The 14,816-nt window shown below is 70.9% G+C and carries 14 protein-coding genes; 9 read left to right on the top strand and 5 right to left on the bottom strand.

Features of this window, described 5'->3' with window-relative positions:
- Positions 1–18: 18 nt before the first annotated feature.
- Complete coding sequence (locus tag BGO46_RS12280; RefSeq protein ID WP_292676757.1) at positions 19–834, bottom strand: siderophore-interacting protein; 816 nt, start codon at positions 832–834, stop codon at positions 19–21.
- A 47-nt stretch (positions 835–881) separates the two neighbouring features.
- Between BGO46_RS12280 and BGO46_RS12275 the strand changes: the two genes are divergently transcribed.
- The 4 genes from BGO46_RS12275 to BGO46_RS12260 are packed head-to-tail and all read left to right on the top strand — an operon-like array spanning position 882 to position 4,621.
- Entirely contained in the window at positions 882–1,865 is a 984-nt protein-coding gene (locus tag BGO46_RS12275) for an ABC transporter substrate-binding protein (protein WP_292676759.1), read from the top strand.
- Positions 1,866–1,894: 29 nt separating this feature from the next.
- Positions 1,895–2,854 (top strand): iron chelate uptake ABC transporter family permease subunit, encoded by a 960-nt coding sequence (locus BGO46_RS12270; protein WP_292676761.1) that lies wholly within the window; start codon positions 1,895–1,897, stop codon positions 2,852–2,854.
- Entirely contained in the window at positions 2,847–3,869 is a 1,023-nt protein-coding gene (locus BGO46_RS12265; protein ID WP_292676763.1) for an iron chelate uptake ABC transporter family permease subunit, read from the top strand. Before BGO46_RS12270 ends, BGO46_RS12265 begins: the two co-directional genes overlap by 8 nt.
- Positions 3,866–4,621: an ATP-binding cassette domain-containing protein gene (locus BGO46_RS12260; RefSeq protein ID WP_292676764.1), complete on the top strand. Its 756-nt coding sequence runs from the start codon at positions 3,866–3,868 to the stop codon at positions 4,619–4,621. Before BGO46_RS12265 ends, BGO46_RS12260 begins: the two co-directional genes overlap by 4 nt.
- A gap of 24 nt (positions 4,622–4,645) precedes the next feature.
- On the opposite strand, the gene BGO46_RS12255 is transcribed toward BGO46_RS12260, so the two are convergent.
- From BGO46_RS12255 to BGO46_RS12245, 3 genes are all read right to left on the bottom strand, one after another.
- Positions 4,646–5,059 carry a VOC family protein gene (locus BGO46_RS12255; RefSeq protein WP_292676766.1) on the bottom strand — a complete coding sequence of 138 codons (414 nt, stop codon included), beginning with the start codon at positions 5,057–5,059 and terminating at the stop codon, positions 4,646–4,648.
- 72 nt (positions 5,060–5,131) lie between these two features.
- Entirely contained in the window at positions 5,132–6,127 is a 996-nt protein-coding gene (locus BGO46_RS12250) for a DNA-3-methyladenine glycosylase 2 family protein (RefSeq protein WP_292676768.1), read from the bottom strand.
- 49 nt (positions 6,128–6,176) lie between these two features.
- On the bottom strand, positions 6,177–6,926 hold the full coding sequence (locus tag BGO46_RS12245; RefSeq protein WP_292676770.1) for a winged helix-turn-helix domain-containing protein: 750 nt from the start codon (positions 6,924–6,926) through the stop codon (positions 6,177–6,179).
- Between the two features lie 423 nt (positions 6,927–7,349).
- On the opposite strand from BGO46_RS12245, the gene BGO46_RS12240 reads away from it, so the two are divergent.
- Genes BGO46_RS12240 through BGO46_RS12220 form a run of 5 tightly spaced genes read left to right on the top strand, consistent with a single transcriptional unit; the run spans position 7,350 to position 13,739 of the window.
- Positions 7,350–7,649: a GNAT family N-acetyltransferase gene (locus tag BGO46_RS12240; RefSeq protein WP_292676772.1), complete on the top strand. Its 300-nt coding sequence runs from the start codon at positions 7,350–7,352 to the stop codon at positions 7,647–7,649.
- Between the two features lie 39 nt (positions 7,650–7,688).
- Complete coding sequence (locus BGO46_RS12235) at positions 7,689–7,997, top strand: DUF2277 domain-containing protein (protein ID WP_292676774.1); 309 nt, start codon at positions 7,689–7,691, stop codon at positions 7,995–7,997.
- 10 nt (positions 7,998–8,007) lie between these two features.
- Positions 8,008–9,471 (top strand): MFS transporter, encoded by a 1,464-nt coding sequence (locus BGO46_RS12230; protein WP_292676776.1) that lies wholly within the window; start codon positions 8,008–8,010, stop codon positions 9,469–9,471.
- Between the two features lie 60 nt (positions 9,472–9,531).
- Complete coding sequence (locus BGO46_RS12225; RefSeq protein ID WP_292676778.1) at positions 9,532–10,743, top strand: exonuclease SbcCD subunit D C-terminal domain-containing protein; 1,212 nt, start codon at positions 9,532–9,534, stop codon at positions 10,741–10,743.
- Complete coding sequence (locus BGO46_RS12220) at positions 10,740–13,739, top strand: SMC family ATPase (protein WP_292676780.1); 3,000 nt, start codon at positions 10,740–10,742, stop codon at positions 13,737–13,739. Before BGO46_RS12225 ends, BGO46_RS12220 begins: the two co-directional genes overlap by 4 nt.
- Positions 13,740–13,772: 33 nt before the next feature.
- Here the strand turns inward: BGO46_RS12220 and BGO46_RS12215 are convergent, their stop codons facing one another.
- Positions 13,773–14,795 (bottom strand): FUSC family protein, encoded by a 1,023-nt coding sequence (locus BGO46_RS12215; RefSeq protein WP_292676782.1) that lies wholly within the window; start codon positions 14,793–14,795, stop codon positions 13,773–13,775.
- Positions 14,796–14,816: the final 21 nt, after the last annotated feature.

The raw sequence follows: 14,816 nt of genomic DNA, 5'->3' as shown, positions 1-14,816 counted from the left end.
GAACGTCCCGTGAACGACTCAATGCGGCGCGTGGTACTCGCTCTCATCGCGCTTCCAGTAGCCCTTCACGACGGTCTGGTCGGCGGGCACCTCCCAGCGCTCGAGCAGCAGAGCGCGGCCGTGCCGCACGATCGCCTGCTCCGCCGCGACGAAGCCGAACACCGAGCCCGCGGGGCGGTCCGCCGCGGTGAGCGCATCCAGGCGCGCGGCCAGCGCGGTGCCGGCCGGGGCGTCACCCCGGTGCACCTGCTCGACCGTGACGCCCGGGGGAGTCTCGATCGGCAGCTCGTGCTCGGCGTCGGGCACCTCCACGAAGACGCGGCCGACGGATGAGGCATCCATCAGGTGCGCGAAGCGGCGCATCGCGGGCACAGCGGTCTCGTCGCCCGCGAGCAACCACGCGTCGGGACGGCCGGTGAGCACCATCGAGCCGCGCGGGCCGCCGATGCCCGCGACCGCGCCGATCTCCGCAGTCGCGGCCCACGGCGCGGCCACGCCCTGTGACTGGCCGTCGGGCTCTCCATGGATCGCGAACTCGAGGTCGAGCCAGCCTTCGTCTGCGTCCCACGCGAGCGGCGTGTACTCGCGACTGGGCGCCGCGCGCAGCTCGTCGAGGCTGAAGACGGGGCCGTCGGGGAAGAAGATGCGCAGGTGATCGTCTGAGCCGAGCGAGACGAAGCCGCGCAGGTCGGCACCCTCGAGCCGGATGCGCACGTAGCCGGGCGTCAGCCATTGACGCTGCGCGAGGCGCACCTGACGGAAGCGCAGGTCGAGCCCCTGTCGCTCCAGCCGGAAGGAGGGGGTGGATTCGGATGCCGATTTGACGTAGCTCACACAGGTAAGGCTAACCTAAGCGGGCACCCAACCAGGAGAGATATCGCATGCGAATGACACGACCCCTGACCCTCACCTCGCTCGCTCTGGCGGCGACCCTCGGCCTTGCCGGCTGCGCGACGGAGGCACCGGCTGCCGAGCAGACGACCTCGGTCGCGGCGACCGTCACGGTCACCGACAACAACGGCGAGCACACGATCACGACGCCGGTCTCGGTCGTCGCGCTCGACAACCGCACGTTCCAGACGCTGTCCGACTGGGGCATCGAGCTGTCGGCGGCGGCCGTCTCGCTCATGCCCGAAACGATCGCGTACACGCAGGATGCCTCGATCGTCGACATCGGCACCCACAACGAGCCCGACCTCGAGGCGATCGTCGCGGCAGACCCCGACCTCATCATCAACGGTCAGCGCTTCACGCAGTTCCAGGACGACATCGCGGCCCTCGTGCCGGACGCCACGATCCTCGTGCTCGATCCGCGCGACGGCGAGGACTTCGCCAGCGAGCTCAAGCGTCAGGTCACGACCCTGGGCGAGGTGTTCGGCAAGCAGGCCGAGGCCGAGAAACTCACGAGCGACTTCGACGCGGCGATCGCCCGCGTCATCGCCGCCTACGACCAGGGCCAGACCGTCATGGCCGTCAACACCTCCGGTGGCGAGATCGGCTACATCGCCCCGACGGTCGGCCGCACGCTCGGCCCCGTGTTCGACTTCGCGGGTCTCACCCCGGCTCTTGAGGTCGCCGACGGCACCGACGACCACCAGGGCGACGACATCTCGGTCGAGGCGATCGCACAGTCCAACCCCGACTGGATCCTCGTGATGGACCGGGATGCCGCCGTGGCCGCCGACGACCCGGCGTACCAGCCGGCCGCCGACATCCTGGAGAACTCCGAGGCGCTCGCGGGCGTCACCGCCGTCACGGCAGGCAACATCATCTACATGCCCGCCGACACGTACACGAACGAGGGCATCCAGACCTACACGGAGTTCCTGAACGCGTTCGCCGACGCGCTGGAGTCGGCGTCCTGAGCGCAGACGCTGCCGTCGCAGCCGTCCCCGTGCGCGCACGGGGACGGCTGTTCGACGTCCGCCTGATCATCGGCATCCTCGTCGTCGCAGCCCTGCTTGCCGTGTCGCTCTTCACGGGCGCGTACGACATCTTCGGCGGCGACGGCGCGATCGACATGTTCGCGATCACGCGCGTCCCGCGCACGATCGCGCTCGTGCTCGCGGGCGGCGCGATGGCGATGGCGGGCCTGGTCATGCAACTGCTCACGCAGAACCGTTTCGTCGAGCCGACGACGACGGGCACGACGGAGTGGGCCGGCCTCGGCCTGATCACCGTCATGGTGCTCTTCCCCGGCGCGAGCATCGTCGCCCGGATGGGCGGCGCGATCATCGCGGCCTTCGTCGGGACGATGATCTTCTTCCTGTTCCTGCGCCGCGTCTCGCTGCGTTCATCGCTGATCGTCCCCATCATCGGCATCATGCTGGGCGCCGTCGTGGGCTCGGTGACGACCTTCGTCGCGCTGCAGACCGACATGCTGCAGAGCCTCGGGGTGTGGTTCGCGGGGAGTTTCACCTCGGTCATGCGCGGCCAGTACGAGTTCTTGTGGCTCGTCGCACTCGTCGGCATCGCCATCTTCATCGTCGCCGACAGGTTCACCGTCGCGGGGCTGGGTGAGGAGATCGCGACCAACGTCGGCCTCGACTACAACCGCATCATCCTGCTCGGCACAGGCCTGATCGCCGTCGCGACCGGGGTCGTCACGGTCGTCGTCGGCAACCTGCCGTTCGTCGGCCTCATCGTGCCGAACATCGTCTCGCTCGTCCGCGGTGACGACCTGCGCAGCAACCTGCCGTGGGTGTGCCTGCTCGGCATCGCACTGGTCACCGTCTGCGACCTCGTCGGGCGCACGATCATCGCGCCCTTCGAGGTGCCGGTCTCGCTCATCCTCGGGATCGTCGGGTCGGTCGTCTTCGTCGCCCTGCTGTTCAGGCAGCGTCGCCGTGGCTGAGCTCGTCCTGGCATCCGATCGTCACGCTGTCGCCGCGTCGCCGCGCACCCGCCGCCGCTACATCATCGTCCTCGCGATCCTCATCATCCTCGCCGTCGGCTTCGCGTTCGGGCTGCTCGCGTGGGACAACCCGATGCCCGTCGGCAGCGACGGATTCTGGCGCATCGCGAACCTGCGTACGACGAACGTCGTGGTCATGCTCGTCGTCGCGTTCGCGCAGGCGATCGCGACGGTCAGCTTCCAGACCGCGACGAACAACCGCATCATCACGCCGTCGATCATGGGCTTCGAGTCGCTCTACGTCGCGGTGCAGACCTCGGCCGTCTACCTCCTCGGCGTCGCGGGCGTCGTCGCGATCCAGGGGGTGCCGCAGTTCCTGCTGCAGATCGCGCTCATGGTGGGGTTCGCACTCGTCCTGTACGGCTGGCTGCTGTCGGGCAGATACGGCAACCTGCAGATCATGCTGCTGGTCGGCATCGTCATCGGCGGCGGGCTCGGCTCGGTATCGGCCTTCATGCAGCGTCTGCTCACCCCGAGCGAGTTCGACGTGCTGGCCGCGCGCCTGTTCGGCAACGTGTCGAATGCGGATGCCTCGTACCTGCCGGTCGCCATCCCGCTCGTGCTCGTCGCGGGCGGCGTGCTGTGGGCGCGCGCCCGCACGCTCGACGTGCTGGCCCTCGGTCGTGACGCGAGCGTGAACCTCGGCGTCGCCCACCGCCGCGAGACCATGCTCGTGCTCACGATGGTGTCGATCCTGATGGCCGTCTCGACCGCGCTCGTCGGGCCGATGACGTTCCTGGGCTTCCTCGTCGCGACGCTCGCCTACCAGTTCGCCGACACGCACGAGCACCGACTCATCTTCCCCGTCGCGGTGCTCACGGGCTTCGTCGTCCTGAGCGGCGCGTACTTCGTGATGCGCAACATCTTCTCGGCGCAGGGCGTCGTGTCGATCATCATCGAGATGGTCGGCGGCACCGTGTTCCTGTTCGTCATCCTCAGAAAGGGCCGCCTGTGATCTCCCTCACCGACGTGCGCAAGAGCTACAGCACCGACGTCGCGATCGGACCGGTCACGCTTCAGATCCCCGCGCACGGCATCACGACGCTGGTCGGACCCAACGGCGCCGGAAAGTCGACCCTGCTGACGATGATCGGGCGCCTGCTCGACATCGACGAGGGTGTGATCGAGATCGCGGGGCTCGACGTCGCGCACACGCGCTCGAAGGACCTCGCGAGGGTCGTGTCGATCCTGCGGCAGGAGAACCACTTCATCACGCGCCTCACGGTGCGCCAGCTCGTCGGGTTCGGCCGGTTCCCGTACTCGAAGGGCCGGCTCACGGCGGTCGATGAGGAGCACATCACGCGCGCGATCGACTTCCTCGATCTCACGGCGCTCGAGGGTCGCTACCTCGACCAGCTGTCGGGTGGGCAGCGCCAGCGCGCTTACGTCGCGATGGTGCTCGCACAGGACACCGAGTACCTGCTGCTGGACGAACCGCTCAACAACCTCGACATGAAGCACGCCGTGCAGATGATGAAGATGCTGCGCCGCGCCGCCGACGAGCTCGGCAAGACGATCGTGATCGTCCTCCACGACATCAACTTCGCGGGGCACTACGCCGACCGCATCTGCGCCGTGAAGGCGGGAGAGGTCGTCGAGTTCGGGACTCCCGCCGAGATCCTCACCGACGACGTGCTCACGCGCGTGTTCGAGACGCCCGTGCAGGTCGTGAGCGGCCCGAACGGGCCGCTCGCGGTCTACTTCTGACGGGTTGCCTGAGACGGCGTGCGGTCACCCCGCGTTCAGTGCGACCATCCAGTCGATGCCAAACCGGTCCTTCAGCATGCCGAAACGCCCACCCCACGGCGGCGTCTCGTACGGCATGACGACCGTGCCGCCGTCGGCCAGGCCGTTCCAGAAGCCCTCGAGCTTCGCGGCATCCTCGCCGCTGATCGATACCGAGAAGCCGGCGGGTGCTTCGTAGTCCATCGTGCTGGGGGTGTCGGAGACCATCAGCACGAAACCGTCGTCGGTCGTGAGTTGGCCGTGCATGACGAGGGACTGCTCGTCGTCGGGGATCCCCTGACCGGGGAACGCGGCGAACTCGCTGATCTCGACCGTGCCGCCGAGCACGGAGCGGTAGAACTCGAGGGCATCGCGCGCGGTGCCGCGCAGGCTGATGTAGGGGTTGAGTGAGAGTGCCATGCGCACAGTCTCGGTCGCGCCGCGGGTTGCCGCAAGGGGCCCCGTGCGCGGTTCAGTCGGCGTTCCGCGCGTTCAGCGGTCGCGGTGATCTTCCGGCGCGAGGCGCGGTCCGCGGCGCGGTTCGAGGGCGCCGCTCAGGCCGATCAGGCGGATCACCCGCTGCCGGTGGCCGCGCCACGGCTCGAGCAGTGCGAGCATGCCGTCGTCATCCGTGCGGTGCCCCGTGAGGGCGTAGCCGACCTGGTGGGCGAGGTGGTAGTCGCCGACACTGACGGCATCCGCATCGCCGAACGCGCGGATGCGGGCCTCGGCGCTCGTCCACGCGCCCACGCCGGGCAGGCTCGTGAAGACGGCGTCGCGTTCTGCGCCGTTGCAGGCGGATGCCACGGCGCGCTCGATCGACACGCGGCGCGCGGCGGCCGCGACGATCGTGCGCGACTGTGGCGGTTCGAGCCCCGCGCGGTGCCACGTCCAGCTCGGGATCTTCGCCCACTCGGCGGGCGGCGCGAACATCGGCCGCGGCGTCGGGCCGGGCGCGCGCTCGCCGCACCAGGTGAGGATCATGCGCCACGCACCGAAGGCCTGCAGGCCCGTCACCTTCTGCTCGAAGATCGCGCTCGCGAGCGCGTCGAAGACGAGGTCGGTGCGGCCCAGGCGCAGGTCGGGGTGGCGTCGGTGCGCGTCGGCGATGAGGGCGTGGTGGCGCGGATCGAACCCGGTCGGATCGTCGTCGGCGCCGCACAGGTGGGGCAGCTGGTCGAGCGCCCACTCGGCGCCCGGCCCCCACGCCGCGGCGCGGATGCGCGTGCGCTCGACGCGGACCGCGAGGGTCGCGACCCCCGCGGGCGTGCGGCTCGCGCGCCAGATGACGCCGCCGTGCTGCAGCTGGGCCGGATCGTGCGCGCCGCGCTGCTGCACCGCGATCGCGCGATGCGTGTCGACGGGTGTTCGCGGGCGATACTCGGTCTCGATCGGGCGCTCGGTGGCGGGCCGCGGGTCGCGGGTGAGCGGCACGGTGGACGCCGGGTCGCGCGTCTGTGGCATCCGCCCGCGCAGTCCCGTCGTCATGCCGTCACCTTACGCGCTCGCGCCGACACAGCGGCGTGAGCGCGGCGCGTCAGAAGCGGTCGGGCGAAGGCGTGCCGTGGCCGAAGCGGATGACGACGTCGGCGTGCCGGTCGAAGCGGTAGCCGATGCCGCGCACGGTGCGCACGATGTCTTCGTAGCGGCCGAGCTTGGAGCGCAGGCGACGCACGTGCACGTCGATCGTGCGCTCGCCGGGCACCTCGTCGCCGTCGGCGTGGCTCCACAGCGACGAGACCAGCTCGGTGCGCTCGATCGTGCGGCCCTCGCGCAGCACGAGGTACTGCAGCAGCTCGAACTCCTTGAAGGTCAGCGCGGAGGCCTCACCGTCGATGTGCACGCGGCGGCGCGAGATGTCGATCGTGACGCCACCGGGCACGTGGTCATCGTCGGGCGTCTCGGCCTTGGTGCGGGCGACGGCGCTCGGCTCGTGCAGCGCGAGACGCACGACGTCGACGTCGCGACCTCCGGCGCCGGCGGGAGCGAGCGCGACGGTCGCGTAGCTCTCGGCACCGGGGGCGAGCTGGGCGAGCGTCTGGCGCAGGGCCGTCACGAGCGTCGACAGCGAGACGCCGTCGGCGGCGGCCTTGGCCTCGTCGATGCCGACGTACAGGGCGAACCCGCGCGGCGCCGTGCCGACGGGGATGCTGCCGGTCGCCGGAGCGGCCGGCGCTGCCGGGGCGGATGCCACGGGCGCGGCGATCGCGGTGTCGTCGACGGCGCGCAGGTGGCGAGCCGGAGCGGTCGTAGTGGCGGTGCGGGCGAGAAGAGCGGTGGTCGACATGAGGATGTCCTTCAGGGGAGGAGCCCGGGCTGAGGCCAGCGGGTTCAGACTGTGTTGCGATGATCGGCCGCACGGCGGCCGGTGTGCGAGGCATCCGTCATCCGCATTGTGCGCGGAGATGTCCGGTGGCTCGGGGGTCAGCGCGCTCCGCGTTCAGAAGCGGGGGCAGACCCGGCGGGGATGACCGTCAGATACACATTCGACAGCACATGGCAACGCGCGGCATCATGATGCCGGCAAGTCCGTTCGCCTCCCGGGCGGACAGAGTGCGTGCGTTGTCAGTCATGCGCCGATTATGACGAACTGCGTCACCATGTGTCAAACTGCCAGATTTCCGGCGCAACAAGATGACGGAATGTGACAGAGTGCTCGGTCGGCGCCGATGCCGCCTTTCACCCCGTGATCCGGGCGTAGCGTGGAGGGATGACCGCGTTCACGTTCGCCGATGAGAAGGATGCCTCGCGCTACACCCTGTTCGCAGGTGACGACCTCGTGAGCGTGCTCGACTACCGCGACGACGGGCGCACGATCGCCCTCACCCGCGCCTACACGATCCCGTCGTTTCGCGGCCACGGCTACGCCGGCGAGATCGTCGCCCGCGCCGTCGCCGACATCGAGCAGCGCGGCGACCGCAGCGTGAGCCCCGTGTGTTGGTACGTCGCCGACTGGTTCGACGCGAACCCCGGTCACGGCGACCTGCTCGCACCGCGCCGCGCGAGCTGACGCCTGGCGGAGGTCCCCACCCGCGCGTACCGTGTGGGCATGTGCCGGAACATCCACACGCTGCATAACTTCGAGCCGGCTGCGACGAGCGACGAAGTCCACGCCGCGGCCCTGCAATACGTCCGCAAGATCGCGGGGACCACGAAGCCGTCGAAGGCCAATCAAGAGGTGTTCGACCGTGCCGTCGCCGAGATCGCGCACGCGACGCAGCACCTGCTGGACGACCTCGTGGCGGCGGTGCCGCCGAAGAACCGCGACGAAGAGGCCGAGAAAGCCCGCGCGAGATCCGCCGACCGCTACGAGGCCCTGCGCGCGTTCCAGGCGGAGAAGAAGGCTGCGCGGGCATAGCCTGAGAGTGATGACATCTCCCGCGACAGCCAGCATCACCCTCGACCACGGACAGCGCTGGCGCGCGTTCTGGGTCTGTGTCTCGGTGGCGGCGCTCACGATCCTCGACCTCAGCAAGGTCAATGTCGCCCTGCCCTCGATCGAGGAAGCGCTGGGCGCGGCATCCACTGAACTGCAGATCGTCGTGTCGGGGTACGTCCTGCTGTTCGGGCTGGCGCTCGTGCCGTTCGGGCGGCTCGGCGATCAGCGCTCGCGCAAGACGCTGTTCATCATCGGGCTCAGCCTGTTCACCGTCACGAGCATCGTCTGCGCCCTCGCGCCGACGATCGAGGTCCTGCTGGTCGGGCGCCTGTTGCAGGGCCTCGCGGCGGGCATCCAGATGCCGCAGGTGATCGGCACGATCCAGCAGATCTTCGTCGGCAAAGAGCGGGGGCGGGCGTTCGGCCTGTTCGGCGCGACGATCGGCATCGCGACGGCGTTCGGTCCGACGCTCGGTGGACTCATGATCGCCCTCGGTGGCGCGCAGGACGGCTGGCGCTGGATCTTCTGGATCAACGTGCCGCTGTGCCTGGCCGTGCTCGCCGGCGTCATCTTCCTGCTGCCGCGCACCCGCAAGCGCTCGGCGGGCAAGGTGCAGCTCGACCCGATCGGACTGCTGCTGTTCGCCGTCATGATCATCACGCTGATGTGGCCGTTCCTGTTCACGACCGGGTCGCCCGACGACGATCCGCGCCGCTGGTGGACGCTCGTGCTGTTCGTCGTGTTCGCGGCGGCGTTCGTCTGGTGGGAGCGGCGGTACGCGGCGACCGGCAAGGCGCCGCTCGTGCCGTTCAGCCTGTTCACGATCGCTTCGTTCCGCAATGGCACGCTGATCGCCGCGACGTACTTCACCGCGATCCCCGCGCTGTTCCTGCTGACGACGCTGTTTCTGCAGCTGGGCGTCGGGCTCGAACCCGTCTTCGCCGGGATGGTGTCGATCGGCTTCGCGCTGGCGAGCGCCGTCAGCGCCTGGTACGGCGGCAACCTGGTGGGCCGGCTCGGGCGGCCGCTGGTCGTCTGGGGACTCGGCGTCGTGCTGGTCACGGTGATCGCGCTCGCGATCGTCGCGTACACCGTGCCCGAAGAGGTCGTCGCGTACGCGATGGCCGCGGTCATGCTCATCGCCGGCGTCGGCGCCGGGTTCGTCGTGGCGCCGAACCAGACGCTGACCCTCGCCGAGATCCCGACGCGATCGGGCGGCCTCGCCGGTTCGGTCGGCCAGCTCGGGCAGCGCATCGGCACCGCGATCGGCACGGCCGTCGCCCTGTCGCTGTTCTACGCGGCGATCTACCGCGATGAGGATGCCGGTACCCACGGCATCGGCGTCTATCACGACGCCTACCTGTTCGGGATGGTCTCGGTCGGCATCTTCGTGCTGATCGCATTCGCGCTCGGGCTCGCTGACCTCGCCTCACGCAAGCGCCAGACGCGCTGACCCCGCAGATCGCGGCAGGCCTCCGCGGTGATGTCGGAGGGTCGACCTACCGTGGGTGACATGCGAATCCTGCACACCTCCGACTGGCACATCGGGCGCACCTTCCACGGTCACTCCACGCTCGATGCGCTGCGCGGTGTGCTCGGTGAGCTGACCGCGCAGGTGCGCGAGCACGACGTCGACGTCGTGATCGTCGCAGGGGATGTCTTCGACTCCGCCACCCCCGCGGCCGCGTGCTACACGCTGCTGTCCGACACCCTGCGTGCTCTCGCCGACACCGGAGCCCAGGTCATCGTCACGAGCGGCAACCACGACTCGGCGGCCCGCCTGGGCTTCCAGGCCGGGCTGTTGCGCGAGGGCATCCACGTGCTCACCGACCCCGCCGCCGTCGGCACGCCGGTGACGGTGTCCGACACCCACGGGCCCGTGCACTTCTACGGCATCCCCTTCCTCGAGCCGGCGCTGCTGCGGCACGTGTGGCCCGATGCACGCTCGCAGGCGGGAGTGCTGACCCACGCGATGGACCTCGTCCGCGCCGACCTCGCAGCCCGGAGCGCTCACGGCGGGGGCGCCCGCTCGGTCGCGATCGCGCACTGCTTCGCGGCGGGCGTCGAGCCGACGCCGCACCTTGAGCGCGACATCCAGCAGGGCGGTCTCGACGTCGTGCCGATCGCGGCCTTCGACGGCGTTGACTACATCGCGCTCGGGCACATCCACGGCCGGCAGCAGCTTTCGCCGCACGTGCGCTACGCGGGTGCGCCGCTGCACTACAGCTTCGGCGAGGGCGACAAGCCGCGCGGGTCGTGGCTGGTCGAGGTGGATGCCGCGGGCTTCGCCGGCGCCCAGTGGCTCGACCTGCCGGTGCCGCGGCGGCTGATGACGCTGCGCGGCGACTTCGACGACCTGCTCGCTGACGCGGCACTGGCCGATGCGGAAGACGCCTGGGTGTGTGTCGAGTACACCGACACGCTGCCGCAGGCCGATCCGCTGCGGCGCCTGCAGGCGCGCTTCCCGTACTGCGCCAAGGTCGTGCACGCGCCCGCAGCGGCACGGCGCGAAGACGCCCGTACGTACGTGCAGCGGGTGCGCGCCGCGCGCAGCGACCGCGAGCTCGTCGAAGCGTTCCTGGTCCACGTGCGCGAGGGTGAGGGTGCAACCGAGCGCGAGGCCGAGCTGCTGCGAGACGTCTTCGACGAGCGGACCCGCGCGGCCGGCGACGAGCGCGTCGGCGCAGGCCGTGACGCGAGCGCGCCGGTCGGAGCGCACGCATGAGACTGCACACGCTCGAGCTGACCGGATTCGGTCCGTTCCGCGAGACGCAGCGGGTCGACTTCGACGCGTTCGCTGACGATGGCGTCTTCCTCATCTCGGGGCGCACCGGCACGGGCAAGTCGAGCATCCTCGACGGCGTGAGCTTCGCCCTCTACGGCACGGTGCCGCGCTACGACGGTTCGGAGAAGCGGTTGCGCAGCGACCACTGCTTCGTCACCGATCCCACCGAAGTGCGGCTCGAGTTCACGATCGGTGACAGCCGGTGGCGCGTCACGCGGGCCCCCGAGTACGACCGCCCCGCCAAGCGCGGCGGCGGGTTCACGACGGCGCCCGCCCGCGCTGAGCTCGAACAGCTCGTCGACGGCGTATGGATCGCCCGCGCAGCGAAACCCCGCGAGGTCGGCATCGCGCTGAGCGAACTACTGGGGCTCAATGCGCAGCAGTTCCAGCAGGTCATCCTGCTCGCGCAGAACAAGTTCTCGCGGTTCCTGCTCGCCCCGGGCGACGAGCGGCAGACGCTGCTGCGCACGCTGTTCGGCACGCGCCGGTTCGAGCAGTACCGCGATGCCCTCGAAGAGCGCCGCCGTGCGGCGCAGAAGCAGACGGATGCCGCGTCGGAGCACGCCCGCACACTGCTCGAGCTGGCCGAGCGGCTGGTCGCCGCCGACACCCCGGCGACAGCCGCCGACACCCCGGCAACAGCCGCCGACACCGCCGGCCGTCGCGACGCGCTCGTCGCGGCGCAGACACGCGCTGACTATCGCGTCGAGCAGGCCGCCATGCAGCGCGATCTCGCCGATGAGGCTTCGACAGCCGCCGTCGCGGACCACGCCGCACTGACCGCTCGTGCACAGAGCGCACGCGAGCGTGCGACCCTGACCGCACGCCTGACCGAGCTCGAATCGCGTGCCGAGCACGTCGTGCACGAGCGCGCACGGCTGCACGCCGCGCGCGCCGCGGAGGTGCTGCGCGCGCCGCTCGAGAGCGCCGACCGCGCCGCCACAGCCCGCGACGCTGCGGCGACCGCCGCCACGGCGGCTCTGTCCGCATGGACGGATGCCGGGGGAGAGGCATCCGTCGACATTGCCGCGCGCATCGATGAGTTGACGGCCGCGCGTGCGCGGTGGACGGATGCCGCCGCCCTCGAGCAGGGCCTGCCCGGCGTGACGGCACGACTCGAGGGGCACGCCACCGAGATCGCCGAAATCGATGTGGCGCTCGCGACGCTCGGCGAGCGGCTCGCGCTCATCCCGCAGCAGCGTGACGCGCTCGACGCCGACATCACCCAGGCGCGTACGGTTGCTGCGCGGCGCGAAGACCTGCACCGTCTGGTCGAGGCGATCGCGGCGCAGCAGGCCGCCGCCCACGAGGTCGAGGCGCTCGCCGCGCAGGCCGCCGACGCCGAGCGTGCGCACCTGGCGGCGAACGTCGCGTCCGCCGAAGCTGCCGCTGCTGTGACAGCGCTGCTGCAGCGCAGGCTCGCGGGCTACGCGGGCGAGCTGTCGGCGGCGCTCGTCGACGGCGAGCCGTGCGCCGTCTGCGGAGCGACGGCGCACCCGCACCCTGCAGAGCCCACTGACGCACCCGTCACCGACGACGACCTTGCGGCCGCCGAACGCACCCGCGACGCGGCGCACGCCGCCGCCGTGGCCGCGGCTGACGTCGCGCGCGACGTCCGCGAACTGCTCAGCGCGGCACGGGCCCGCGCCGGCGACGACGATGCCGCGACCCTCGAGACCCGCCATGCGCAGGCGCACGCCGAGGCGGTCGCGGCCGACGCCGCTTTCGCGCGGCTTGACGACCTGCTCGCGCAGCGCGCCGGGCTCGACGAGCGGGTCGAGGCCGCCACCCGCGAGCGCGTCGAACTCGGCGAGAGTCGTGACGCCGCGCGCGTCGCGCACGCCGCAGCGGTCACCGAACGCGCGCAGGCCGAGTCCGCGATCACGACGGCGCGCGGAGCGTTCCCGACGGTCGCCGCCCGCATCGCCGACGGCGACGCGGAACGTGCCCGCGCGCACACGCTGCTCGAGGCCAGAGCAGCCCTCGCCGAGAGCGAGCGCGCCCTTGCGGCCACCGTCGCCGACCGTGACGCGCGACTGACCGCCGCAGGCATCGCCGACGCCGCCGTCGCGCGCGCTGCGCTGCTGCCCGCCGCCGAGACGGCGGAGATCGAGGCGCAGCTCACCGAGTACGAGGCCGACGCGAGAGCGACCCGCGCCCGCCTGCTCGATCTCGATCTCGAGCTCGCCGGCGCCGACGACGACGTCACCGACGACGAACTCGCGGCCTCCGCCGAGGCCGTCGAGTCGGCAGACCGTGCCCGCGCTGCGGCGATCGCCGCCGAACGCGACGCCCAGCTTGCGGCGGGTCGGCTGCGCGAGCTCTCCGAACAGGTCGACGACGCATACGCCGAGGTCGCCGGCATCGCGGAAGACGCCGAGGCCGTCACGCGCCTCGCCGACACGGTGGCCGGGCGGGCACCCAACACGATGAAGATGGACCTCGAGACGTTCGTCCTCGCCGCCGAGCTGGAAGAGATCGTCGCCGCCGCGAACCTGCGCCTGTCCGAGATGTCGTCGGGTCGCTACACGCTGCACCACTCGGATGCCCGTGCCGCGCGCGGCCGCGCCTCGGGCCTCGGTATCGAGGTGCTCGACGCCCATACGGGAAAGCTCCGTTCGCCGCAGTCGCTCTCCGGCGGGGAGACATTCCTCGCATCGCTTGCCCTCGCACTGGGGCTCGGCGAAGTCGTGACCTCGCGCGCGGGCGGCATCCGCCTCGACACGCTCTTCGTCGACGAGGGCTTCGGCTCGCTCGACCCCGAGACGCTCGACCTGGCGATGCACACACTCGACGAGCTGCGCGCCGGCGGACGCACCGTGGGCGTCATCAGTCACGTCGAAGCGATGAAGGAGCAGCTCCCGGCGCAACTCGTCGTCGAGGCGACCGGCGAGGGGCCGAGCATCATCCGACAGGACGTGACCGCCGGGGTCTGACACGGTGCGCCGCCCCGACCGTCCCGCGGACCGTCAGCTCTCGTCGGAGGCGGCGAGGGCGCTGTGGATGCGGCGCAAGTCGATCAGCAGCGAGCCGATCAGCACCCAGTGCGACGTCGGCACGGTGAGGACCTCGAGCGGCCGCGTGAGCGCGGGCGGCTCCTCGAGGGGTGCTCCGTCGCCCGCGGGAAGACCCAGCCGCACGTCGTGCGCGGCGCGGCGCAGCTGCTCCGCGATGGCGATCGCTTCGGGGTCGGTCGCGATCGTGTCGTCGTAGTCGTCGACGAAGGCTCGGGTCATCCCGATGAGATGTGTGACGATCGCAGACAGTCGTTGCACGTCGTCCTCGAGGGCCGTGACGTCGGTGGCGAGGCGCCTACCGCGTGGGTTGAGCGCGAGCGAATCGCGGGCATCGGCGAGCGGCGTCTGCGCCGCCGCGACGGTGTCGCGCACGGCACGCGCGCGTGTCAGCAGCTCGTGCAGAGCCTGCGGGTCCTGCCGCGTGGTCAGCGCCGCGCCCAGCCGGTCGAGGGCGGCGGCCGCCTCTTCGGTGAGCGTCGCGACGCGCGCACGCGCCGACTCGAGTGCGAGCGGCGGCACGAGCGCGACGTTGACGATCAGTCCGATCGCGGCGCCGATCGCCGTCTCGAGGATGCGATCGATCGCGTATCCGGGCGTCGCCGTGCCGAGCGCGAGCACGAGCAGCGCGCTGATCGCGACCTGGTTCGCGGTGCCGGGTGTCGCGCGCAGCGCCCACGCCAGCAGCAGCGCGCACACGACCGCCAGTGCGATCGCCCAGAACCCGTTGCCGAGCACGATGGCGATCGCCGAGGCGACGATGACGCCCGCGATCACGCCGATCGTGCGCTCGACGCCGCGACCGAAGGACTGGCTGATGCTCGGCTGCACCGTCAGCAGTGCCGCGATCGCGGCGAACACGGGCGCCGGCCCCGGGATGAGCCAGCCGGCGATCAGCCATGCGGCGATCGTCGCAAGCGCCGACTTCGCGACCTGCAACAGCGGAGAGCGCCGGGCGGTGCGGAGCGAGACGTTCATGCGTCCACGCTACGCGTCGCG

It is taken from the genome of Microbacterium sp. 70-16, from assembly GCF_001898315.1.
GTDB lineage: Bacteria > Actinomycetota > Actinomycetes > Actinomycetales > Microbacteriaceae > Microbacterium.
The sequence above is the reverse complement of the archived record's forward strand: the minus strand, read 5'-3'. Positions and strand labels throughout refer to the sequence as shown.

Excerpts from the sequence above, each read along its gene's own strand:
- BGO46_RS12245 (WP_292676770.1), bottom strand. The coding sequence starts at position 6,926 with ATGTCGACCACCGCTCTTCTCGCCCGCACCGCCACTACGACCGCTCCG.
- BGO46_RS12215 (WP_292676782.1), bottom strand. The coding sequence starts at position 14,795 with ATGAACGTCTCGCTCCGCACCGCCCGGCGCTCTCCGCTGTTGCAGGTC.
- BGO46_RS12255 (WP_292676766.1), bottom strand. The coding sequence starts at position 5,059 with ATGGCACTCTCACTCAACCCCTACATCAGCCTGCGCGGCACCGCGCGC.
- BGO46_RS12240 (WP_292676772.1), top strand. The coding sequence starts at position 7,350 with ATGACCGCGTTCACGTTCGCCGATGAGAAGGATGCCTCGCGCTACACC.
- BGO46_RS12275 (WP_292676759.1), top strand. The coding sequence starts at position 882 with ATGCGAATGACACGACCCCTGACCCTCACCTCGCTCGCTCTGGCGGCG.
- BGO46_RS12225 (WP_292676778.1), top strand. The coding sequence starts at position 9,532 with ATGCGAATCCTGCACACCTCCGACTGGCACATCGGGCGCACCTTCCAC.
- BGO46_RS12230 (WP_292676776.1), top strand. The coding sequence starts at position 8,008 with ATGACATCTCCCGCGACAGCCAGCATCACCCTCGACCACGGACAGCGC.
- BGO46_RS12250 (WP_292676768.1), bottom strand. The coding sequence starts at position 6,127 with ATGACGACGGGACTGCGCGGGCGGATGCCACAGACGCGCGACCCGGCG.
- BGO46_RS12235 (WP_292676774.1), top strand. The coding sequence starts at position 7,689 with ATGTGCCGGAACATCCACACGCTGCATAACTTCGAGCCGGCTGCGACG.
- BGO46_RS12220 (WP_292676780.1), top strand. The coding sequence starts at position 10,740 with ATGAGACTGCACACGCTCGAGCTGACCGGATTCGGTCCGTTCCGCGAG.